The sequence below is a fragment of the Kitasatospora sp. NPDC093806 genome, from assembly GCF_040683335.1.
In the GTDB taxonomy this organism is placed as follows: domain Bacteria; phylum Actinomycetota; class Actinomycetes; order Streptomycetales; family Streptomycetaceae; genus Kitasatospora.
In genome coordinates, this window is the sequence record NZ_JBFBDO010000101.1 from 1 (window position 1) to 22948 (window position 22948).

At 72.9% G+C, this 22948-nt stretch carries 19 protein-coding genes; 9 read left to right on the forward strand and 10 right to left on the reverse strand.

The genetic code is table 11. From position 1 onward, the window contains the following. Window positions 1-127: 127 nt before the first annotated feature. Window positions 128-3673: a ricin-type beta-trefoil lectin domain protein gene (locus tag AB0N76_RS31915; protein ID WP_363563124.1), complete on the reverse strand. Its 3546-nt coding sequence runs from the start codon at window positions 3671-3673 to the stop codon at window positions 128-130. Window positions 3674-4073: 400 nt separating this feature from the next. On the opposite strand from AB0N76_RS31915, the gene AB0N76_RS31920 reads away from it, so the two are divergent. From AB0N76_RS31920 to AB0N76_RS31940, 5 genes are all read left to right on the forward strand, one after another. Next, window positions 4074-4493, forward strand: coding sequence for a CU044_2847 family protein (locus AB0N76_RS31920; RefSeq protein ID WP_363563126.1), 420 nt, complete (start codon window positions 4074-4076; stop codon window positions 4491-4493). Beyond that, window positions 4490-5476, forward strand: a complete 987-nt coding sequence (locus tag AB0N76_RS31925) for a trypsin-like peptidase domain-containing protein (RefSeq protein WP_363563127.1) — start codon at window positions 4490-4492, stop codon at window positions 5474-5476. The genes AB0N76_RS31920 and AB0N76_RS31925 overlap by 4 nt, the downstream gene beginning before the upstream one ends. 91 nt (window positions 5477-5567) lie before the next feature. Then, a complete protein-coding gene (locus tag AB0N76_RS31930; RefSeq protein ID WP_363563129.1) occupies window positions 5568-6959 on the forward strand; it encodes a hypothetical protein in 1392 nt (463 codons plus the stop codon). Window positions 6960-7036: 77 nt separating this feature from the next. Further along, entirely contained in the window at window positions 7037-8131 is a 1095-nt protein-coding gene (locus AB0N76_RS31935; protein ID WP_363563163.1) for a MoxR family ATPase, read from the forward strand. Window positions 8132-8137: 6 nt separating this feature from the next. After that, window positions 8138-12724: an SAV_2336 N-terminal domain-related protein gene (locus AB0N76_RS31940; protein ID WP_363563131.1), complete on the forward strand. Its 4587-nt coding sequence runs from the start codon at window positions 8138-8140 to the stop codon at window positions 12722-12724. A gap of 172 nt (window positions 12725-12896) precedes the next feature. Here the strand turns inward: AB0N76_RS31940 and AB0N76_RS31945 are convergent, their stop codons facing one another. The 5 genes from AB0N76_RS31945 to AB0N76_RS31965 form a co-directional block, all read right to left on the reverse strand. Further along, window positions 12897-14027: a methyltransferase domain-containing protein gene (locus AB0N76_RS31945; RefSeq protein ID WP_363563133.1), complete on the reverse strand. Its 1131-nt coding sequence runs from the start codon at window positions 14025-14027 to the stop codon at window positions 12897-12899. Between the two features lie 11 nt (window positions 14028-14038). Then, window positions 14039-14737 (reverse strand): SPASM domain-containing protein, encoded by a 699-nt coding sequence (locus AB0N76_RS31950; protein WP_363563135.1) that lies wholly within the window; start codon window positions 14735-14737, stop codon window positions 14039-14041. Next, complete coding sequence (locus tag AB0N76_RS31955) at window positions 14713-14979, reverse strand: radical SAM protein (protein WP_363563137.1); 267 nt, start codon at window positions 14977-14979, stop codon at window positions 14713-14715. Before AB0N76_RS31955 ends, AB0N76_RS31950 begins: the two co-directional genes overlap by 25 nt. Window positions 14980-15254: 275 nt before the next feature. Next, complete coding sequence (locus tag AB0N76_RS31960) at window positions 15255-15665, reverse strand: hypothetical protein (RefSeq protein ID WP_363563139.1); 411 nt, start codon at window positions 15663-15665, stop codon at window positions 15255-15257. Next, window positions 15662-15901 (reverse strand): hypothetical protein, encoded by a 240-nt coding sequence (locus AB0N76_RS31965; RefSeq protein ID WP_363563141.1) that lies wholly within the window; start codon window positions 15899-15901, stop codon window positions 15662-15664. Before AB0N76_RS31965 ends, AB0N76_RS31960 begins: the two co-directional genes overlap by 4 nt. A 109-nt stretch (window positions 15902-16010) precedes the next feature. Between AB0N76_RS31965 and AB0N76_RS31970 the strand changes: the two genes are divergently transcribed. Both AB0N76_RS31970 and AB0N76_RS31975 read left to right on the forward strand, forming a co-directional pair. After that, window positions 16011-16841 (forward strand): helix-turn-helix transcriptional regulator, encoded by an 831-nt coding sequence (locus AB0N76_RS31970; protein ID WP_363563143.1) that lies wholly within the window; start codon window positions 16011-16013, stop codon window positions 16839-16841. Continuing rightward, on the forward strand, window positions 16841-17050 hold the full coding sequence (locus AB0N76_RS31975) for a DUF397 domain-containing protein (protein WP_363563165.1): 210 nt from the start codon (window positions 16841-16843) through the stop codon (window positions 17048-17050). Before AB0N76_RS31970 ends, AB0N76_RS31975 begins: the two co-directional genes overlap by 1 nt. A gap of 88 nt (window positions 17051-17138) precedes the next feature. Here AB0N76_RS31975 and AB0N76_RS31980 read toward each other — a convergent pair whose 3' ends face one another. Continuing rightward, entirely contained in the window at window positions 17139-17849 is a 711-nt protein-coding gene (locus AB0N76_RS31980; RefSeq protein WP_363563145.1) for a TNT domain-containing protein, read from the reverse strand. A 170-nt stretch (window positions 17850-18019) separates the two neighbouring features. Further along, window positions 18020-18580: an RICIN domain-containing protein gene (locus AB0N76_RS31985; protein WP_363563147.1), complete on the reverse strand. Its 561-nt coding sequence runs from the start codon at window positions 18578-18580 to the stop codon at window positions 18020-18022. Between AB0N76_RS31985 and AB0N76_RS31990 the strand changes: the two genes are divergently transcribed. Then, the gene (locus tag AB0N76_RS31990) at window positions 18546-19526 is read left to right on the forward strand and encodes a LuxR C-terminal-related transcriptional regulator (RefSeq protein WP_363563149.1); all 981 of its coding nucleotides are present in this window, start codon (window positions 18546-18548) and stop codon (window positions 19524-19526) included. The two genes, AB0N76_RS31985 and AB0N76_RS31990, sit on opposite strands and share 35 nt — an antisense overlap. A 19-nt stretch (window positions 19527-19545) precedes the next feature. Here AB0N76_RS31990 and AB0N76_RS31995 read toward each other — a convergent pair whose 3' ends face one another. Both AB0N76_RS31995 and AB0N76_RS32000 read right to left on the reverse strand, forming a co-directional pair. Then, on the reverse strand, window positions 19546-20475 hold the full coding sequence (locus tag AB0N76_RS31995) for a 1-phosphofructokinase family hexose kinase (protein ID WP_363563151.1): 930 nt from the start codon (window positions 20473-20475) through the stop codon (window positions 19546-19548). 115 nt (window positions 20476-20590) lie between these two features. Then, window positions 20591-21349 (reverse strand): DeoR/GlpR family DNA-binding transcription regulator, encoded by a 759-nt coding sequence (locus AB0N76_RS32000; protein WP_363563153.1) that lies wholly within the window; start codon window positions 21347-21349, stop codon window positions 20591-20593. A gap of 153 nt (window positions 21350-21502) precedes the next feature. Between AB0N76_RS32000 and AB0N76_RS32005 the strand changes: the two genes are divergently transcribed. After that, window positions 21503-22942, forward strand: coding sequence for an NAD(P)/FAD-dependent oxidoreductase (locus AB0N76_RS32005; RefSeq protein ID WP_363563155.1), 1440 nt, complete (start codon window positions 21503-21505; stop codon window positions 22940-22942). The last annotated feature ends 6 nt before the right edge of the window (window positions 22943-22948 follow it).

A 22948-nucleotide genomic window follows, 5' to 3' on the forward strand; every position in this document is an offset into this window, starting at 1 on the left:
CTCGCTGATCCAGACCATCGGCCGCGCCGCCCGCAACGTCTCCGGCCAGGCCGCTGCCCACCGACGCCTGACGCGACGGTCCCCCGCCACCGCGGCGGGGGACCGTCATCGGAGGTTCAGGCGGGCGTCAGAGCCGGAACGGGTTCCCGCCGAGCGCCCCGAGCAGGTACCAGGCGGTGGCCCCGGTGTGCAGCGCCGCGTAGTAGGTGTCGCCCTCGCCGGTGATCAGCCCGTCGCTGGACGCCGCGACCAGCCCCTTGCCGTCCGTGTTGGGCGCGCTGCCCTGGGCCCGCTGCAGCGAGTCGAGCAGGGCGCCCGCCTTGGCGAAGTCCCCCGGGGCCCGGCGGACGTTGTAGGCGGCGAGCAGGTGCGCCGTCCCCTCGAACCAGACCTTCGAGGTGTCGGAGCGCCCGAAGCTCACCCCGGTGAACCCGCCGTCCGAGGCCGCCAGGTTGGTGGCGGCCCAGTCGATGGAGACGGCGTAGCGCGGGTCGAGGGTGGCCAGGTAGCTCCAGGTCTGGATGTCCTCGGGGACGGTGTCGCGGTTCTGGGTGACCCCGTCCAGGCCGGTGCCGGTCCACAGCCGGCCGTCGTCCGCCTGCATGCTGCGGACGAAGCCGAAGGCGTTGTCCGAGCGGCCCCGCCAGGTCTGGTCGCCGGTGACCTTGGCGAGCATCGCGAAGAACGCGCCGACGTCGATGTTGTGCTCGGTGGCCTTCCAGGTCAGCCGGGTCATGATCGCCCCGGTGCCGTCTTCGTCGCGGAAGCCGCCGGTGTAGCCGCCGACGCCCCGGCCGTCGGCCGCGTTGCGCTGGATCCAGTCGGCGGCCTTGAGCGCGCCGGCGAGGTAGCGCTGGTCCCCGGTCTCGTCGTAGAGCCGGGTGAAGGCCATCCCGATCCAGGCGGTGTTGCCGGTGTAGACCGAGAAGCCGCCGACGTACGGGGCGCCGGTCCGGGTGACGAAGGGGTTCGGCTCGTACGAGGCGCGCAGCCGCCCGTCGGGGGTGCGGTCGTGGTCCTGGGCGTAGAGGAGGGAGTCGCCGAGCGCCTGGGCGCGGGCGAGGTCCCCGGCCTGGCGGCGGGTGAGCAGCGCGGCGATCACCACCGAGTTGTCGTAGGTGAACGAGGCCTGGTAGCCGTCCGGGCCGAACTGCGGGGAGGAGAAGAAGCCCCCGGTGTAGCTCTGCGGCACCCCGAGGGCGCCGTTCGCGGCGTACTTGTCCTGCGCGCCGGCCAGGAAGGAGTAGGCGGCGGAGACGGACGCGCCGGAGGCACGCGGGATGTTGCCCGAGCGGCACATCCCGGCCGGGGTCTGGCCGTCGCCGGGCGTCGGGTCGGGCGGCGTCGGGCCGGAGCCCTCCAGGCTGCCGCACGGCGGCAGCTCGTCCAGGACCACCCAGAACTGGGCGTCGACCGGCGCGCAGTCGGCGATGGACAGCGGGACGCCCTGGGCGCCGCCCACCGGGTTGGACAGGCAGCGGCCGGAGGCGACGTGCATCAGCTGGCCCTCGCCGAGCGAGCGCCAGGCCTGGGTGGGGGCGCCGGAGCAGGGCTCGAACCCCACCGGGGTGCCGCCGCCGGTCCCGCCGCCGGTGCCCAGGCACTCGCCCTCGGCCTTCAGGTTGATGATCGGGCCGGCGATCAGGGCCGGGGTGTCCGCGGTCAGCGACGCGGCGGACGCGGTCGACGCGGTCGACGTGCTGGCTGTGGTGGCCGCGGTCGACGTGCCGGCCGTGGTGGCCATGCCGGCACCCGTGGCCGGGGCGCCGGTCGTCGCCGCGAGCCCCGGATTGCCGTTCGGGGTGCGGGGGACGGTGTCACCGGGCGGCGCATCGGCACTCCACCAGCGCGAGGCGGTCTCGTTGCAGGCGCCGGTGTCGGCCGGTCCGCCGCGCAGGTCCGGCCCGTTCTGCGAGCCGAGGCAGCCGCCGCCGGCCGCGCGCGCGCCGATCTCGAACCGGGTGTCGCGGATCGGGTGGGCGCTCCACTGCTGGTCGGTGGCCCCGTCGCAGGGGCGGACCCCCGGCGGCCGGCCCAGTTCACGGGTGTAGAGGCAGGTCTGGGTCAGGCTGTTCCGCAGGAACACCCGCCCGCCACCGGCGTTCTCGGCCCTCCACACCTGGCCCGGGTCGGCGTCGCTGTTCGCCTGCAGCTCGACGTTCAGCCCGTCGGGGCTCACGGTCACCGCGCGGTCGGTCTGCCGCAGCTTGAAGACGTTGCGGTCCACCGGCGACTGCTCCATGCTCCACATCTGGGCGAGCGAGAACCGCGGCGCCGGGACGACGAACTGGCCGTGGGTGTTCTCCGGGGCCTGCCGCCACTGCATCGTGAGGGTGTCCGGCAGCTGGTTGAAGCCGTGTCCGGTCAGGAAGTCGTCGTAGTACGCGGCGGTCCGCTTGGCCGACAGGGCAAAGGCCCGGCGCTCGGTGTTCTGCCCCCAGCCGCCCACCTCGGACGCGTCCACCACCATCGTCTGCGGCCCCGAGCCGCGGTTGCGGCAGGTGTAGAGCCACGAGCCGGCCGGGTTGACCGTGGTGGCGTTCCAGAACTGCTCCAGGCACTTCCCGAGGGCCTGCTGTCCGAAGTAGTTCGGGTGGATGGCCTCCTGCACGGCGCCGCCGAGCGCGTCCCACGTGGCGGGGATCCAGCGGATCCACTCGGCCTCCTCGGCGAACAGCGCGCGCTCCTCCGCCGGGTCGGTGGTGAGCAGGGTGCCCATCCGGCACAGCTCGTGCCCCGCGAAGGCGTCGGAGAGGTCCATGAAGTAGCCGTTGTGGTTGCGCGCCACGCCGGTCAGCGTGTCCCTGAGCCGCGGGATGATCGTGTTCACGGCCCATTCGGAGGCGGCGTCCGAGAACGGGCAGCCGCCGCTGCGGAAGCGCGGCCCGCTCGCCGGGTACCGGTACTGGTTCGGGGTCGGGATCGGCGTCGGATAGGACTGCAGCAGCAGCTTGTAGTCCCACGGCTGGTACCCGGCGCCGCGCATCACCCCGGTGATCCCGTCGAGCACGTTGCCGACCCGGGCGCTCAGCTCGTTGATGTCCTTCTCGAACTCCGCCGCCCGGGAGGCCGGGCAGTCCGAGCCGATCGGGGTGGGGTTGAGGTAGGAGGTGACGCAGGCCTTGATGATGTCCGAGAAGTGGATGTCGTTGCCGCCGATCGACACCACGATCAGCTTGACCCGGTAGTTCTGCGCCTTCTCGCGGAGCTGCTTGGTCTGCGAGGGCTCGCCCTTGAACAGCGGCTCCGGCCGGCCCTCCGCCACCGGAGGTTCCAGGACGTTGTCGGTCACCGCGCCCGAACAGGCGAGGTTGATCTTGGCGTCGACGGGGATCGCGTTGCTCACGATCTCGGCGAACTTCGACCGGTCACAGGCGTTGCCGGTCTTGAAGTAGGTGTCCTTGCCGTCGACCGTGTAGGTGTCCTCCGGCAGGGCGGTGAAGGCGTCACTGCCGTTGCCCTTCCAGCGGCCGGCCTCACCCGAGATGAAGCTGTCCCCGATCGAGACGATCGCGGTCGGCGCGTTCGGCGGCGGCACCGCCAGCGCCGGGGCGGCGGCCGGGCCCACCACCCCCGTCCCGACCAGCGTCGCGGTCACCGCCAGGGCCGCCGCCACCGCCGCCGAGCGCACCCTGCGCCAGTACGGTGGTCCGGTCCTCGTGCCAGCTCTCATCGCCATCCCTGTCTCGTTGTCCGTGTCTCGTTGTCCGTGTCACGTCGCCCGCGTCTCGTCGCCCGCGTCTCGTCGTCCGTGTCACGTCGTCCGTGTCTCGTCGCCGGGCGAACAGGCCCGCGCGGCACGCACCGTAGGGGCGAACGCCCAGGTCACGGCATGTGTCGAAGGTCCCTCGGGGCGCCGGGCAGGGCCGCCCCGCACGGCCGGCGGGGCGCCCGCCTGCGGGTTCGCGCCCGGCGGCCAGGAATTCGGGCAGACCGGGACGGGCGATCCTGCCCACCCGTCGGCCCCCGCCCGCCGCCCCTGAACTCCACCGTCCCGGCCCAAGAGCGCAAGGCGACGAGTATTCTGATGGCGCGTCTGAGTGGATCTTCGGAGGGGCCCAGTGACCGAAACGGTGACGATCGATCTCGGAGACGGTTCGACCGTCAAGGCCGAGGTGATCGGCGAGGTGAACTTCCGGCAGACGGAAGGGGATTCGGGCGGTGACGCCGGATTCGGCGGGGGCCGCCGGGCCGCCGCGCAGCTGGGTTCGGCCGTCGCCCTGACGCTGGATCAGGTCCGCGAGACCGTGCAGGGCGTGGGCCGCTGGGCGGCCGACAGCATCACGCAGGGGGCGGCCGGTTCGCCCGACTCCTTCGAGGTCGAGTTCGGCCTCAAGCTGGCGGTCAAGTCCGGCCAGCTCCTCGGCGTCATCGCCGAGGCCGGGACGGAGGCCGCGCTGACCGTCCGGCTCTCCTGGGACCTCGCCGAGCGCCGCCGGCAGCAGGCCGCCGAGCTTTCCCAGACCGCGCCGAGCGCTACCGACCCCGAGTGACCGCGGCGGTACGACTCGGCCTCGTCGAAACCGAGGCCCTGCGCGACTGCGCAGTCATGATCAACGTGTCCGGTGACTTCTGCGGCAGCGGGTTCCTGGTGGCCCCCGGCCTCGCCGTCACCGCCGCACACGTCCTCGCCGCCGTCCTGGACCCTGGCTTCTCCCAGTACGGCGCGCCGGTGAGCATCCGGCACGCGGCCGACGAGCACCCGGTCGCGGCCGAACACATCCGGTTGGCACCGGAGAAGGGCGACGGCGGCAAGTACCACCCGTTCCCCGACCTCGCGCTGCTCACCGTCCCCGGCTGGACCGGCCACCCCGTGGCCGGACTGGCCCGCACCGAGGCCGAACCGGACTCGGCACTGACCGCCCTCGGCTACTCCACCTACACCCCCGCCGCCGGCCCCCGCCCCGACACCCTGGCGCTGCGGGTCGTCGGCCGCTCGGCGGACTTCGTCCGCGTCCTCGGCGACGGCATCCGCGACGGCCACAGCGGCAGCATGCTGGTCGGGGCGGACGGCCTGGTCCGCGGCGTGCTCAAGGGCACCCGCTCCTACCAGCACGACGAGGGCGGCTGGTTCACCCCGGTCGGCGCCCTCGCGGCCCTACTCGACGCGGCCGGTGTGGTGACCGCGGCGGCCGGACCCGTCCACCTGCCGCCGCCCACGGACGCCGAGCTGGTCACCGTCCTGCTGGCCTTCCCGCTGCTGCGGCGCCTGGCCGGCCGGTTCGACCTGCTGGACACCATGGGCGAACACCTCGAACTGGCGGGCCCGTTCGAGGTGGAGGAACGCGCCGACAGCCGCGCCCACCTGCTCCGGATCGTGCGCCGCTGCCACAGCTTCCGCGACGGGCGGTCCGCGCTGCGGGCGCTGTACACCGCGCTGGCGGACCTGGCCCCCGACGACGGGGCGCTCGACGAGCTCCGCCCGCTGATCGAGCGGGCCGTCGGGGGTGCCGTCGACCGCCGGGAGAGCAGGTAGCCGGATGACCGGAACACCACCCGGGCAGTCGAGGCCGTGGTCGGCGGCGGGCGAGAGGCTGCTGACCAAGGTCCTCCTGGGATTCGACGACATGTCAAGCCTCGCCTTCCGCCTGGACGTCATCCGGGCCATGGGGCGATCCGAACTGACACCCGGCATCGACTCGGAGATCCGCGAGGACGGGCAAGCACACGCCCACGTCCGACAGCTGCTCACGACGGTCGCCTCGTACGACGAGCCGTGGGCCGCCCTGGACTCCCTCTACTTCACCCTGCACGACTTCGCGGAGCACGACGGCGCACTCGGGTGGCTGGAACTGACCAAGGTGGTCCTCGCCCGGGCCGACGAACTGCCCACCGCCGAGCTGATCGCCGTGATCGGTGAACTGCGCACGTTCCAGGCGCCGGCCGCACTCAACCGCCTCGTGCCCGAGAACACCAGGGGGCTGCGCCGCCTCACCGGGCAGGAGACCCTGCCCGAGCTCCTGGTCCGGATCGTCAACCGGCCCGACCCCGACCTCCTCGACCCACTGGTCGCCTTCCTCCGCGCGCTCGGGGCCCATCCGACGGTCGCGTGCCGCGAACTCCCCGCCCTGCGGCACTTCGTCAAGACCTTCGGCCGCCGCATCCCCGCCCCGCGGACGGGCGACGCCGCCGAGCGGCTGATCATCCAGGTCCGGCTGGACGAGGCGACGGCCCCGGGCAAGAAGGACAGCGGGTACCGCCTGCACATCTCCTACTACCGCCAGCCCCTGGCCGGCGGGCGGTTCCGGCGCGTCGGCAGCCTCGACCCCAAGTGGTTCGCCAAGAGCGAGCTGGTCGGCGACGGCAGCGCCCGGCTGAACAACTGGATGGAGCTGCGCCGGGAGATGCGCGAATCGACCGATCCGGTCCGGATCGAGTTCCTCCTGCCGCATTCCATCCTCGGGCACGCCGCCGAACTCTGGTCCTCCGAGACCACCCGCCGGCCGCTCGGCCGCTTCCACCCCGTGGTCGTCCGGTCGCTCGAACGCTACACCGAGCACAACGTCAACTTCGCCAACTGGCGCACCCGCTGGGAGCACCTGAACGCCGCCGAGCTCGACGACACCGAGCGGGTCGGCTGGCCCTCACTCGATCCCGCGCAGATCGACGCCCTGTCCAAGTGGCTCGACGACCACCGGAAGCTCGCCTGCCTGGGGCTCAACGTCCCCTACGAGGAACTCGACCCCGACGTGCGGGACCTGGTCGACGACGCGATGATCGTCGACGGCGTGCCCGTGCTGATCTGGCGCCGGACGGCCGGCCACGCGGACCCCCTGGTCGCCACCCTCCGCGGGCACGGCTCCGGCCGGCTCGCCGAACTGCCCGAGACCGTGCACCACTACCGCGAGAAGCTCCGGACCAAGGTGGCGGACGCGCATCACACCGTCACGCTGCTCTGGGAGGACCCGGACTGCGTGGATCCGGACCAGGACGGCCAATTCCCTGGGATGGTCGGATGACGGAGCCCACGACCACCCCCGACCCGGGCACCCCCGACCCGGGCACCACGACGAGCGATGAGGCGGTAGGAGCAGGCATGGCCGAGGACTGGTGGATCTACCGGGGCACCGGCACACCCCACGCCGGGATCGACGCACTCCCCCCGGCCCCGGCCTGGCGCGCGTTCGGCGACCCGGACGGCGACCCCGAGGACCTGCCGCTGCCGCCCGAGGAGGACGCGGCCGGCGCCACCGCCCGCCGGCTCGGCCGGGCCCGGCAGGCGGCCGCCTACCAGGCCGACGAGCGGGAGGTGCAGCTGGTCAACCTCGCCCTCCACCTGCGCCGCCCGCTGCTGATCACCGGCAAGCCCGGTGTCGGCAAGTCGACTTTGGCCTACGCGGTCGCCCACGAACTGGGCCTCGGCCCGGTGCTGCGCTGGCCGATCAGCAGCCGGTCCACCCTGCGCGACGGCCTGTACAGCTACGACGCGATCGGCCGGCTCCAGGAGGCCGGTCTGCGCGCGGAGGAGATCCCGCCGAGCAGCCGCTACCGGGACGGCGTCTTCATCCCCGAGTTCGACGGCTACTACGAGAACCGCCAGCCCACCATCGGGAAGTTCCTGCGGCTCGGCCCGCTCGGCACCGCGCTGCTGCCCTGGCGACTCCCCCGGGTCCTGCTGATCGACGAGATCGACAAGAGCGACATCGACCTGCCGAACGACCTCCTCAACGTCTTCGAGGAGGGCGAGTTCGAGATCCCCGAGCTGCTCCGGCTCGGCCCCGGCTCCCAGGAGGTGGGCACCGCCGACCAGAGCCGGACCGCGGTCGTCCGGGGCGGCGTGGTGCGCTGCACGGAGTTCCCGCTGGTCGTCCTCACCAGCAACGGCGAGCGGGACTTCCCCAGCGCCCTGCTGCGGCGCTGCGTCCGGCTGGAGATCCGGCCCCCGGACGAGGAGCGGCTCGCCGCGATGGTCGCCGCCCACCTCGGCGAGGAGGAGACCGCGGACGGCGCCCCGTCCACCCGCGCCAAGCTGATCACGGAGTTCCTGCGCCGCCAGCGCGCCGACCACGCGGAGCTCGCCAACGACCAGCTGCTCAACGCCCTGCTGATGGCCGGGCGCGGGCTCGGGGACGGTGAGCGGATGCACGACCTCCTGACCGAGGTCCTGCTCCGCCCGCTGAACGAGAGCTGAGCCGGCGTGACCGAGCCGTCGCCGCAGCAGCGGCCGGAGCCATCGCAACCGTCCCACCCGCTGCCGTCCCACCCGCTGCCGTCGTCCGCGCAGCAGGCGCTGCGGGACGCCCTGGGCGGGCTGCTCCGGCCGCCGGACGGTGAGCCCTCGCCGCGGGACGTCGCCGACGTCCTCTGGATGTCCCGGCTCGCCGGTCTCGACTCGGTCCCCTCGCACCCGGGGCCGGTCGCCCCCGGGCCGCCGTCGCAGCGGCCCCCGGAGCAGGCGGCCGACGACGACCTGTCGTCCGGGACGGAGACCGACCCCGGCCGCACCGGCACACCCGTGAACGGGGCGGCGTCCGACCAGCACCGAACCAGCCTGCACGTCGACGGCGGTCCGGGCGCCGGCGGCGCCCCCGGCACCGGCGGGTCCGGCGGCGGCGACGGCTCCGGCATCGGCCACGCCGTCCGGGTCGCCCAGCCCGCCGCGCTCACCGGTGGGCTCGCGCTGGCCCGGGCGTTGCGCCCGCTGCGCCGCGCCGTCGACGCCCCCGGGCGGGCGACCCTCGACGAGGAGGCGACCGCCGAGGCCATCGCCGAGACGGGCATCCTGCTCCCGGCCTGGCGGCCCGCCCAGCAGCCGCACTTCGCGGTCGACCTGCTGGTGGACACCGGCGCCACGATGGCGGTCTGGCACCGGCTGGCGGGCGAGCTGGCCACCCTGCTGGAGCGCCACGGCGCCTTCGCCGACCTGCGCTGCTGGGCGCTCGGCACCGACGGACCGGTGCCGACGCTCGCGCCGTTCCACCGCCGCCGCCCGGCCGCCTCGGCCCCCATCGCCGCCTCTGTTGCCGCCGCGGTTCCTGCCGACGAGGACGACCCCGCCGCGCTGACGGACTGGTCGCGCCCGCTCAACGACCCCACCGGCCGCCGGATCCTGCTGGTCCTCACCGACGGCGTCGGCCCGGCCTGGTACGGCCGAGCGCTCCGCCCCTTCCTCGCCCGGGTCGCGGCCACCCGCCCGGCGGCGGCGCTCCAGGTGCTGCCCCGCCGGCTGTGGCACCGCACCGCGCTGCGCACCGCCCCCGTCGAGGCCCGCGCCTCCGTCACCGGCCGCCCGGTGCCGACCTTCCGCTCCGACGCCGCCCTGCCCGGCGTCCCGCGCGGCCCCCGGGGCGCCGAGGAGCGGGCCCGGGTCCGCTGGCTGCCGGTCCTGGAGGTCGACGCCGACTGGCTCGCCCCGTGGGCCGAGCTCACCGCCGGCCGGACCTCCGGCTGGACGCCGATGCTCGCCACCCCGATCGACGACGGCTCACGCCCCCAGCGCCCCGCCCGCCCCGCCGAGGACCCGGCCACCCCGGCCGAACGGGTCGACCGCTTCCGGGCCGGCAGCTCGCCCACCGCCTACCGGCTCGCCTGCCACCTGGCCGCGTCGCCGCTGAGCCTGCCGGTGATGCGGCTGGTCCAGCGGGCCACCGTGCCGGAGTCCGGGCAGACGGACCTCGCCGAGCTGTTCGTCTCCGGGCTGATCGAGCCGTACGGCGGCTCGGTGGTGGCGGGCGACCCGGACGAGCAGGTCTACGACTTCCGCGTCGGCGTACGGAAGGAACTGCTCACCGAGCTGACCAGCACCGAGTCCGTCGGGGTCCTGGAGCAGGTGCTCGCCAAGGTGTCGGGGCGCGTCGCCGCGACCTTCGGCGGGACCCTGGACTTCCGCGCGTTCGCCGCCGGCGGGGCGGCGGACGGCACGGGCGTCCGCCTGACCGAGCGCAGCCTGCCGTTCGCCGAGGTGGCGGTGGCCGTCCTGGCCGGCGCGGGCGGCCAGCACGCCCGGCTGGCGGCGACCCTGGCGGACGCGGTCCGGCGGGGGGCCGGCGAGGGCGGAGGGACGGTCGCCGCCCTGGCGACGGTCAGCCCGCTCCCTTCTGCTGTGGCACCGGCCCCGGTACTCAGGCGGGACCGCCTGGACCCGGTTCCCCCGGTGCTGACCCCGCCGGACCCGCCCCGGATGATCGGCCGGGAACATGAACTCGACCTCATGGCCCTCGTCCTGACCCTGCCCTCCCTCATCGTCATCACGGGCGATCCCGGCACGGGCCGACGCCGGCTGATCCAGGAGTACATCCACCACTCCGACGACCTCCACCCCTTCCACCACCGGATCGACGCCCGCAGCGCCGAGTCCGTGGAGCGAGGACTCGAACGGCTCTGGTCGGCGCTCTCCCCGACCGGTGAACCGCTCGACGACGAATCGCTCGACCCCCTGTGGGAGCGCTTGGAGCAGCACGACAACTGGCTCATCGTCTTCGACGGCGTCCCCACCACCGCCTGGGGCCACCCGGGCGAGGAGAGCCGCGTCCCGTTCTTCCTCCCTCCGACCCGCCGGGGTTCCGTCATCGTGACCACCGACGCGGCCGAACGCCCGGTCTTCCCCGCCTCCGCCACCGTCATCCCGCTGGGGCTGCTCACCGACGAGGAGGTGTTCGAGGACCTGTGCACCCGGCTGGGCCAGGAGTACGACCCCGCGAACCTTCCCCTGGTGAACCGGCTGCGGAGGCTGGCCCGCCAACTGCCCCTCCCCCCCGACCTTCAAACTCACGAGTACTTCGAGCGGGAACTGGCGCAGATCGTGGCGGAGTCGGACCGCGACCGCAGGGCTGGGGCCCCGGACGTGACCGTCCACGCTCCCTCACTGACGCCCACCAGCCTTTCGACCCTCCCACCCAGGTCCGCCGTGTTCGCCGGCCGCAACCAGGACCTCGACTACCTACTGGCGTTCCTGGCACCCGCTGAGCCCGGGACAGGCGCGGTCACCCGGACCGCCCTGGTATCCGGCCTCCCTGGAGTGGGGAAGACCCAGCTGGTCATCCAGGCCGCCGGTCTCGCCCGAGACCGGCAGTGGTATCCCGGGGGCGTGTTCTACCTCGACCTGGCAGGGACCCGCGTGAACCTGGCCGTCACTCCCGAGCAGGCCCTGGAGATCCTCCTCCGAACCCTGGGCGTGCCGTCCGAGTCGATCCCGGCCGACCTGCGGGAGCGAGCCGACGCCTACCGGAGCGCACTGGCCGCGCGTACCTCGGTGGCCGGGCCGGTCCTCCTGGTCCTCGACGATGTGGCGAGCGCCGCCCAGGTCACCCCCCTCCTGCCCACGGACGGTCCCGTCACCGTCCTGGTCGGCTCGCGCCACATCCTGCCGATCGAAGCGCGCCGCTACAGCCTGGAGGTGATGACGCCAGGGGACTCCCTCCGCCTCCTCGCCGACCGGCTCCGCTCCTCCCAGGGAACCGAGGACACCAGGATCGGCGACGATCCCCAACAAGCCCTGCAGCTGGCACGGTTGTGCGGTCACCTGCCGCTCGCGCTGACGATCTGCGCCGCTCTCCTGGCCGACCTGCCGAGCCGCCCGCTGAGTTCCCTGGTCCAGCGTCTGGAGGACCCCCGGTTCCGGCTCGACCGGCTGAAGCGCGGCGATCAAGGCGTGAGAGCTGCTCTCATCCCGTCCTACTGGGAGTTGCCGACGGACCAGGCCCGGCTCTTCCGCCTGCTGCCCCTGCACCCGGGGTCCGACCTGTCCACCGAGGCTGCCGCCGCCCTGGCCGACATTGACGTCCAGACGGCGGAGGAGGTGCTGGGGGAACTGGCCCGGACCCACCTCGTCAACCCCGGCCGCACCTGGGGCCGTTGGCACATGCATGACCTGGTCCGGCTCTACGCCACCGAGCTGGGCGAGGCCGGGGCCGCCGACGACGACCGCGCGGGCGCCACCGCCCGGCTGGTGCAGCACTACCGGTCGATGGTGGACGCCGCCGTCACCCACCTGCGCCGCGCGTCCGACACCCCGCCCTCACCGTTCTTCCGCGACCCCGACGACGCGCTCATCTGGCTCCGGACCGAGCGGCCCAACCTGGTCGCCCTACTGGACGGCACGGCCCCCGAGGGCAGTCCCGTGTCGGTCGCCCAGCTCATCGACCTCGTCTCCGACCTGGTGAGCACGTCCCGCAGCGAACCGGCCCGGGCCGAGGGGGCGTTGCACCTCGCGATCGAGCTGGAGCTCGTCGGCGAACGTCATCGCGCCGCGACCGAGAACTGGAGAAACGCCGCGCTGGCGGTGGAGGGTGCCCTGAGCGACATCCTGCGCGCGGAAGCCATCGACGCCACCGTGACCCCGGCAGCGTTCGCGCCCGAGGTCGACCTCCTGGTAGCCCTCCCCGACTCCCCTGACCCCCTCGCAGCGGCCGGCGTCATCCTGCTACGACTGTCGGAGGACCTCAACCGGCGGCATGCGACGGCTTCGCCCGGACGCAGCACACACATCGGGGTGGCCCTCTACTCGACTCCGCTCACGCCCCGGGTTCCCGCTATCAATCAGCTGAAGACGCGACTCAGCAGGGTCCGCCCCACCCCGTACGTGGCCGTGCCCGCCCTCACGGTGTCGCAGGAAGTCCTGGACATGATCAACGAGCGACTCGACAGCGCCCTGGAGGACAGCTTCGACCAGATCGACCTCGTCCCCCCGGAGTCGGACGCCGCCGCGTCCTACATCTACACCGGCGACGTCCGACTCCTCGCACGACTCCTGGCTCGCCCCCAGGGGCCGCAGCTCCGCGCCTGACCCGGCCCGTCAACCGGTGCAGACCTTGGGGTCGGCCTCCAGCTTCAGGTAGTCCGACACCAAGCAAATAGGCCCTGCCTTACTGGAGTTCACCAGCCAGGCAGGGCCGACAAGTCGCCGGACGGCATCCCCCAGCTTGTGGGCGCCCGCCCGACGACTCAGTGTTCGTCGGTCACGTGACGACCACTGACCATTGGCCCCGGGAGAGGTGAATCGCCCCATCGGGGTCGACCCTCGCGTGACAGCCGTAGAGCGGGAGGCCACCTTCGACCATGGCTCGCGTGCGGACCTGTTCCACGGTCGTCCACAGCCGCTGCGGACCCGCCTGGTGAACCGTGGGCGGCTCGTACCGGCCGGCGGTCGCCCGTGCCCACGATCCGTCCGGGTGGACCAGGTAGGCGGTCCGCTTGCCGTCCCGCTCTTCGAAGTCGTACTCGATCCCCGGGCCCGAGACGGACAGGAACGACCAGACCTCCCAGGCGTCCCGGATGTCCGCGACGGGGTATCGGCCGGTCGACACCTCATCCCCGTCGGCCTCGCGGGCCAGGGCGAACAACTCAACCGGGCCCGGCGGGTAGTCGGCGCCGTGTCGCGTGCCCATGAAGCCGGCCCAGTCGCGCTCGATGTACCCGACGGCTCCACCGTCGGGAGCTTTCCAGGCCGTGAGGATCAGCGCGGTGTCCCGGATGGTCGTGACGAGGCGCCCGCCCTTCCGCAGAGCGGCGAGCCACGATACGGGGATCGGTCGGACGCCGACCGTGGAGACGATGCGGTCGTAGTCGCCGGGAAGCGGGCCCGTGGCGTCCACGGTCGCCAGCGCCGGACGCAGCCCGAGGGCGGCGAGCCTGGCATGGGCCGCCTCGATCAGGTACGGGTCGACATCCACGCTCGTGACGTGCATGTCGCCGATCCGGTGGGCGAGGTAGGCGGTCAGCCCTCCGGCACCGGTGCCGACGTCCAACACGTCCTGGCCGCTACTGATCCGCGCGTGTCGGAGCATCTTCACCACCAGGGCCGCCAACGTCGCCGACGACGTCGGACGTCCGGTCGGGTGATCGTCCGGCTTCGCGAGGTCCGCGTGCAATCCACCGACGCTGGTCACGGTCGACTCGTTGCCGTAAGCGACTTCCGCCCAGCGCTTCGGGTCGTCCTCGCCGACGCGCAACGTCCACCCTTCGGGGGTGGATTCCCACCACTTCGGGATCAGCGCGTGCCGGGGAACGCTCTCCACCGGTCGGCGCCATCGCGAGTCCGGGTCGGTGATGCGTGCAGCCAGTTCGGCAGCGAGATATTGCCAGTCCATCTCTGCCCCTCCTACAGCCCGAAGGCAGGATTGCACGGGGCCTGTGTGGGAGCACAGTCGTTGGAGTCGTTCGGCGGGCAGCCGCCCAGCGCCAGCGGGGCAACGCCGTAGGCGGGGTTGCAGGCCGGTGTGTTGGCCGGGTTGCAGTCGTTGGAGTCGTTCGGCGGGCAACCGCCCAGCGCCACCGGGGCAGCCGCGAGACCGTCAGGAACGCGCGGTGGGATGGTGCTGATGGCCGCCGCCCATTCGGGGCTGGCCAACACGTCCCGCAGCGGAGTCCGGCGGACGTTGAACGGTCGGATCCAGCGCCCGAGCACGCACGGGCTCACGGAGCCGTCCGGCATGATGGCCAGCCGGCCGCGGCCGCAGTCCCCGCACAGCGTGCTGACGTCCGGCTCGACCTTCGCCGCACGACCGACGCCCCGGGCATGGTCGAGCGTGACCTGCACGACGCCGAGCGCACGCAGTTCCTCGACCGCGAGTCGCTCCAGCTGTCCGTCATGGACGCCCACGACGCCGGCCCGGATCGGGATGCCACGGCGAACGGCTTCGGCGATGTTGGCCCGGGTGCGTTCGTGGCTCCCCTTGATGGTGGTCACCTTGTCGTGCTCGCCGGGGTTCGGCGAGTAGTACGAGGTGCCGAGGCTCACGCCGTCGTGCTCGAAGACGGACCACCCCTTGGCGGTCACGTGGTACAGGTTCGAGAACACCTCGACGAGGCGGCCCCGTTCAGCGCATGGTCGACCAGGTCGGCCCACCCCGGGTAAGCGGTCGGCTCACCACCGATCAACTGCACCGTTCGGATGCCGAGGTCGGCGGCCTGATCGATCACCTCACGCCAGTCGGGCATGGTCATCACACCGTGGGTGCCGGTCGGCCCCGACTCGGCGAAGCAGTGGCTGCATTCCAGCTGGCACTTCCCGGTGATCTCCAACTCGATCACGTGCGGCACGCCCGGAACGGTCGCCGTGGGCGGTTCGAGTACGGCAGTCACATCTGTTCCTTCCGTCGTTGGTGCATGTCGCTCCGCCCCTGGACGGGCGAAGTCGCTCGACCGTCCAAAAGCAGAGGTTCAGCAGGGGCTCCCCCACGGCGCCGGCGATGCCGCTTGCCTGCACTGTGGGTTTCCAGCGATGGGGACCCGCCCCGCTCGGCACGGACGGAGATCACGGATTCGAGCGGGGCGGGCCCGACCGTGTGCGCCCCAACGCACACGGGCCTGTGGGGTTATGCGGCGGTCGGCTGCTCCGCCGGCTCGCCGTTGTAGAGCAGCGGGAACCGGTAGCCGACCAGCGCGGCGGCCACGGCCGCGCGGATCCGCCGTTCCATGAACGGCAGGGCGAAGGCGTGCAGGTCGTCCGGTCGGATCCACGCCAGCGCTTCGATCTCGTCCATCGCCTCGATGGGCAAGGACAGGGCCTCGGCGTCGGCCGCGGACATGGTCCCGCCATCACATACGACGTTCACGCCCTCCGGGGCCCCGGTATCCGGGTTGGCGGCGACCTGATCGACCACCAGGCCGTGTGTGACCACGCGACCAAGGCCGGTTTCCTCGCCCAGCTCCCGCGCAGCAGCCACGGAGACCGCCAGCACGTGCCCGGGGCGGGAACCTATGCGGCAAGCGGCGAGACTGCTCACGCCGCCCCGCTCGCCGATCGGGAGTCGGGGGCCAGCCCACTGTCAGCGGCGACCGGCTCGATCTCGCTCGCGTAGGTCGTCCACTCGACCCCGCCGTCCGGCCGCCGAAGGTAGATCTCACCGGACACGGTGCCCATAAAGGCACCAACGGCGCCGCCATGAGCCAAGTCCCGCACCAGTTCGCCAAGTTCCGGCTGGTAGTCCGGTCTCGCCGGCTCCGACTTCTTGCGCGGCATGATGATCACTCCGTTCCGTAGTCGCTTAACTACCGAGGCGGCATCACTGTGGACTAGGCTGGGGAACCGTTCAACTTGTCCTAGAGGGAAGTGGAATAGGGGAAGATCATTGAACCGCAAGGAACTTGATCCCAAGTCATCTCCCCGCGCGGCGTTCGGCGCACAGCTCCGCAGTTCACGCGAGGCTCGTGGTTGGTCTCAAGAGCAGTTGGCCGCCACCATGGGGTTCTCGGACAGCTACGTCTCGGCAGTAGAAACAGGCCGCAAATCCACCGCGCTGCGGTTCGCGAGGTTGGCGGATGAAGCACTCGGGACCGGCCAGACGCTTGAGCTCATGTGGATCGGACTCCGGCGGCGGGGCTTCATCGAGGGGTTTCCGGAGCACGCCGCGCAGGAGGCCCGCGCGGCAAAGATCCGCGTCTTCGAACCGAACCTCGTCCCGGGCTTGTTCCAGATCCCGGCCTACACAGCTGCCCTTGAGGCTGCCGCAGTCGCATCCGGGAACACCACACCCGAGGAGTCCGAGAGCCGAAGGAAGTTCCTCGCGAAGCGCCAGCAACTTCACAGGCGTCCCGCTCCGCCGCTCATCCACGCCGTGATGGACGAGAGCGGCATCCGTCGCCCAGTTGGTGGCCCCACCACCATGGCGGCGCAACTCGATCACCTGGAGAAGATGGCAAGCCGACCCTACGTGGTACTCCAGGTGGCTCCGTTCAGTCTGGCCGAGCACGCATCGTTCCGAGCCTTCGTCACCCTGCTGACCTTCGCCGACCGCTCAGTGATCGGCTACACCGAGTCCGCAGAGCAGGGATACGTCGTACGAAAAGACGAGACTGTCAGGACCTGGGAAAAGACCTACGATCGGTTGCAGGTGGATGCACTGAATCGGGCTGCATCCCTCGAACTCATTCGCAAGATACGAGAGGAACTGTCCCCGTGATCAGCCCAGTTGACCTGTCCCTCGCCGCGTGGTTCAAGTCCTCCCACAGCAGCAACGGCGGTTCCTGCGTGGAAGTTGCAGCCGACTTCCACGGTGTCGTCCCTGTCCGTGACTCCAAGGACCCCGAGGGGCCCGCACTCGTCTTTCCCGCCTCGGAGTTCGCTGTGTTCGTCAATGCGGTGCGCGACGGGGAGTTCGGCACCGTCTGATGCCGCGCCCCGGGCGCTCATCGACAGGGCCCCGCCGCAGTGTCGATGCGGCGGGGCCCCGGCCAAGTTTCGCGCCTGACCCGGCCCTTCAGCCGGTGCAGATCTTGGGGTCGGCCTCCAGCTTCAGGTAGTCGTGGCTGAGGAGGTTCTTGACGGAGTAGCTGTCGAAGCCCGCGGGCTTCAGCTCCTCCTTGAGGTACTGCTGGACGCCGTTGCCGGGCTGGGCGAAGGCCGAAGCGATGCCGCCCTGCTGGACCTTGAACTCCTTGAGCACGGTGTAGCAGTGGTAGCTGTCCTCGGGCTGGCCCTGGTCGTTGGTGATGGGGTTGAGGCTGTCCGGTGGGAGGGCGCGGGCGGGGAATGAGGTGCCGGCCGTGGAGAGGTAGCGGCCGTAGGGGGCGCCGAAGCGGTCGAGGTGGGTGTCCTCCTTCACTGTGACCTCCTTCCGGTCGACGACGCCGCCGGTCTCGCGGAAGCCGTCGTTGCCGGGGTACTTCCAGTCCAGGCCGTCGCGGTACCAGGAGAGGAACTGCTGGGGCGTCAGGCCGCCGAAGCGGTCGTAGTTCGTCAGCAGCTTGGCGACCGAGGAGGGCAGGGTCTTCGGGCCCAACTCCTTGAAGCCGCAGTAGTACTTGGCCTTGTCCTCGTCGGTGGGCCGGTACTGCTCCCTCGGACAGTCGGTCGGGTCGGCCGTGACGGCGGTGCCGGTCGTGGTCGCGGCGGCCGAGGTGGTGGCGGCGGTGCCGGTGACCAGCAGGGCGGCCGCCATCGAGAGGGCGGCGAGGGTGCGGGAGCGCATGGCGCGGTTCCTCCGGGGACGGTGAGCGAGGCGGGCGGGCCGGCCGTGGTGCGCGGGGCACCACGGCGGCCCCGTCGGCACCGGAAGCTACACGTCGCAACGGAGGTGATTCGTGGACGAAACGCCCGGGCGATGCCCTGCTTCACTCGTTCGGCAGGGCCGCCCAGCCGTCAGAGCGAGATCAGGTACCAGCGCTGGTTGGTCTGGTTGAAGCCCAGGCACTCCCACTGGTGGATGTTGGCCTTGTTCCGGGTCGACCAGATGCCGCCCTCGACGTCCAGGCACTTGCCGCTGTGGACGGCGACGAGGGTGAAGGTGCTGCGGTTCTTCTGCCAGGCCCGGTTCTCGATCCGCCAGCGCTGGTTGGTCTGGTTGAAGCCGAGGCAGGTCCATTGCGCGACGTTGGCCCCGTTCTCGGTCGCCTCGGTGCCGCCGGCGACGTCCAGGCACTTCCCGCTGTGGGCGGCGGTGATGTAGTACGAGCCGTCGCCCGCGTCGGTCAGGTACCAGACCTGGTTGCTCCGCGTGATACCGCCGCAGGTCCACTGCGCCACGTTGTCACCGTCGTTGCCGGGGAGCAACGGGTCGCCGTTGACGTCGGCGCACTTGCCGCTGTTCACCGCCGCGATCTGGAACGGACCGAGCGAGGCGGTACGAGTGGCGGGGGCGGCGTGGGCGGCGGTCGGTGCCAGCGCGGTGCCGGAGCTCGCGCGGACGCTGCGGTTCGACATCTGGGCGGGGGTGCTGCTCGACTCGGTCACGCTGCTGAACATCGGCGGCAGCTTCCGGCACGGGGTGAGCGCCGACTGGATGCCCCGGATGCTGGACATCGAGTACCGGGAGGGCGACGCGGTGCAGATGTCCGCGCTGGCCAGGCAGGCGGTGCCGGTGGACAGCCTCGGGGTGAACCTCGGGGGGCGACTGGAGCACAGCGTGCGGTACCGCGACATCTACCGGCCGCTCGGGCTGGGTGACGAGCTGCGGGTGCTGCTGCGGGACGGCGGGCGAGCCTGGGGTGCGCTGGTGCTGGTCCGGTCCGGGGAGCTGCCGCCGTTCTCGCCCGCCGAACTGGCCTTCGCCGCCGGGCTGTCGCAGCCCCTGGGGCGGCTGCTGCGGCGGACCTCGATCGGGGCACCCGGGCCGGACGGGCTCGCGCGGTCGGGACTGGTGGTGCTGGCCGCCGACTACTCGCCGCTGTCGCTCTCCGCGACGGCCGAGGGGTGGTTCGCCGAGCTCGCCGAGGAGCCGGCCCGGGGGCGCGGGCTGCCCGCCAGTGTGTACAGCGTCGCGGCGGCCGCGCTGCGCAACGGCGCGGCCGGGGCCCGGGCGTGTGTGCCGACCAGGGCGGGCGGACTGGCGGCGATCGAGGGGTGGCGGCTGGACGGCGGCGAGGGCGTGCAGGTGGCGCTGTCGGTCGGGCCGGCCGCGCCGTCGGACCAGGTGTCCCGGCTGATCCACTCCTACGGGCTCTCCGAGCGGGAGTGCGAGGTGCTGGCGCAGGTCCTGCGGGGGGCTTCGACGGCGCAGATCTCGCGCAGTCTGTCGTTGTCGCCGTACACCGTGCAGGACCATCTCAAGGCGGTCTTCGACAAGACGGGGGTGCGCTCGCGGCGGGAGTTGGTGGGGCAGGTGTTCTTCCGGGACTACCACGGGTTGTTGGGGTTCGGGCCGGACTGACGGGCGTTCGGTGCGGGGTTCAGTCGAGCCGGCGGACCTCGACGAGTGGACGCAGGCGGTGGTGGTCGGCGGGGTCGAAGGTGCCGGCTTGGGGGGCGAGGACGGTGGCGGCGGAGAGGGCGACGGCGTCGGCGAGGCGGTCGGGCCAGGGGGTGCCGGCGAGCAGGCCGGCGGTGAGGGCGGCGACGACGGCGTCCCCGGCGCCGGTGGGGTTGCCGCGGATGTGCCGCGGCGGGCGGGCGTGCCAGTCGCCGTCGGGGGTGCAGGCGAGGAGGCCGTCGGGGCCGAGGGAGACGACCACCGTCCGGGCGCCGGCGGCTCGCAGGGCCCGGGCGGCGGCGGCCGGGTCGGACGGCGGTGCGGACTCGCCGGTGACGGCGGCGAGTTCGTGCGCGTTGGGTTTGACCAGGGCGGGTCCGGCGGCGAGGCCGGCGCGCAGAGCGGGCCCGTCGGTGTCGAGCACGGCGGGCACGCCGGCCGTCGCGGCGAGGCCGATCAGGGTGGCGTAGGCGTCCGTCGGCAGGCCGGCGGGCAGGCTGCCGGCGAAAACGACGGCCGTGGCGTCGGCGAGGAGGCGGCGGTAGCGGGCGCGGAAGCGGGACCATTCGGCGGGGGTGACGGCCGGGCCCGGTTCCAGGTAGACGGTGGTGTCGCCGGCCCCGCGTTCGACCACGGCGACGGTGCGTCGGGTGGTGCCGGCGATCGGGACGAGTTCGTCGCGCAGGCCGGCCGCCGCCAGGTCGGCGCGCAGGGCCGCGCCGGTGGGGCCGCCGGCCAGGCCGGTGACGACGGCGGGGTGGCCGAGGGCGGTGAGCACCCGGGCGACGTTGACGCCCTTGCCGCCGGCGCGTTCGGCGACCTGCTCGACGCGGTTGCTGCCGTGCCGGTGGACGCGGTCGAGGTGGTAGGTGAGGTCGACGGCGGCGTTCAGGGTGACGGTGAGGATCATCGGGTGCCCCCGCTCGCACAATCTTGCACGAATATGGCGTCAAGTCCGCTCGTAATCGAGCTAGTTACTACCATGTCGAGCATCTTTGAGCAATGGGCCTCGGACGGGATCGCGGTCAGGCGCGGTGCACCCGGACGCCGGCCGCCGTCAGGGCCTCCTCCTGTGCCCGGTCCAGGGCGTCATCGGTGACCAGGTCGTCGACGTCCGCCAGCGGGCAGATGGTCGCGAAGGTGACCCGGCCGATCTTCGTGCTGTCGGCCAGCACCACCGAACGCCCGCTGCTGCGCATGAACGCCCGGTCGGTCTGGGACTCCATCTCGTCGTGCGTGGTGCAGCCCTCCCGCACCGTCAGGCCGTCCACGCCGATGAAGGCGAGGTCCAGGTGGTACTGCGCGAGCATCCGGTCGGCCGCCGGGCCGACCAGCTCGTAGCTGGCCGACCGGGCGATCCCGCCGATCACCACCAGCCGGACATCCGCCCGGACGATCAGCTCGGCCGCGATGTTCACCGCGTTGGTCACGATGGTCAGGCCCGGCCGGTCGGCCAGGACGCGGGCCAGTTCGGTGGTGGTGGTGCCGCCGGTGAGGCCGACCACCGCGCCGTCCGGCACCAGCCGTTCGGCCACGGCGGCGATCCGGCGCTTCTCCGCCGACTGCCGTTCGCCGCGGTGGCGCAGCGGCAGTTCGAGGTTGACGGCCCCGGTGACCGCCCCGCCGCGGGTGCGCTGCAGCAGGCCCTGCTCGTGCAGTTCCTGGAGGTCCCGGCGGACGGTCGCGCCGGAGACGCCGAGCAGTTCGGCGAGCGCGTGGACGTCCGCGCTCCCCGCGTCGGCGATGTGGGCCAGGATCCGGGCGGTCCGATCAGCTTTGAGCATGGCGAGAGTGTAGTGCGCCCCTCACAATCCGCCTTTCGAACATTTTCGCTCGAACCGGGCGAAGGAGGCGTGGCACGGAGCGGGCACCGGGCGGGCGGGTGCGGGATGCTGGTCCGCATGAGGACGTCCCCATGAGTGCCCCGTGAGTGCCGCATGAGTACCGCGGTGGTGGTGGGCGGCGGGCCCAACGGGCTCGCCGCCGCCGTCCGGCTGGCGCGGGCCGGACTGCGGGTCACCGTGCTGGAGGCCGCCGACGAGGTCGGCGGCGGGGCGCGGAGCGGCGAGGCGATCCTGCCCGGGCTGCTGCACGACCACTGCTCCGCCATCCACCCGATGACGGTCGGCTCGCCGTTCCTGCGCGGGCTCGATCTCGGCCGCCACGGACTGGAGTTCCGGCTTCCCGAGATCGACTGCGCGCACCCGCTGGACGACGGGACCGCGGGGGTGCTGCACCGCTCGGTCGCCGCGACCGCCGCCGGGCTGGGCGGCGTGGACGGGGCCCGCTGGCGGCGGCTGTTCGCGGGACCGGTGGCCGGGTACGACGAGCTGGCCGGCGACCTCATGGGCCCGCTGCTGCGCCCGCCCCGCCACCCGCTGCGGCTCGCGCGCTTCGGGGTGCCCGCCGTGCTCCCCGCCGCGGCGCTCGCCCGGGCCTTCCCGGGGGAACGGGCGCGGGCGCTGTTCGGCGGGGCGGCGGCGCACGCGTTCCGGCCGTTCGACCGGCCATTCAGCGCGGCGATCGGCCTCGGGCTGCTGACCGCCGGGCACCGGCACGGGTGGGCGGTGGCGGTCGGGGGTTCGGGCTCGATCAGCCGGGCGCTGGCCGCGCGGCTCGCCGAGCTGGGCGGCACCGTCGAGACCGGGGTCCCGGTCCGTTCGGCGAGCGGGCTCCCGCCCGCCGACCTGGTGCTGTACGACCTGACGCCCGGCGCGGTGGCCGGGATCCTGGGCGACCGGCTGCCGCCGCGCACCCTGCGCGCCTACCGCCGCTTCCGGCACGGCCCGGGCGCCTTCAAGGTCGACTTCGCGGTGGCGGGCGGCGTGCCGTGGACGGCCGAGGCCGCCCGCCGGGCCGGGACCGTCCACCTCGGCGGGCCGTTCGCCGAACTCGCCGCCACCGAACGGGAGATCGCCGCCGGGCGGATGCCGGAGCGGCCGTTCGTGCTGGTCGGCCAGCAGTACCTGGCCGACCCGGGGCGCTCGGTCGGCGACGTCCACCCGGTGTGGGCCTACGCGCACGTGCCGCACGGCTACCCGGGCGACGCGACCGAGGCGATCACCGCGCAGATCGAACGGTTCGCCCCGGGCTTCCGGGAGCGGGTGGTCGGCCGGGCCGTCCGCAGCACGGCCGGCTTCGCCGCCGACAACCCGAACTTCGTCGGCGGCGACATCATGACCGGCGCCAAGGACGCCGCCCAGCTGCTCCTCGGCCCCCGCCCCACCGCGCACCCGTACGCCACCGGCCTGCCGGGCCACTACCTGTGCTCCGCCGCCACCCCGCCGGGCCCCGGCGTCCACGGCATGTGCGGCGCCAACGCCGCCGAGGCCGCCCTCCGCTGGCTCCAGCGGGGCGGCGAGTCCCGGCGGGCGTAGGCCCCG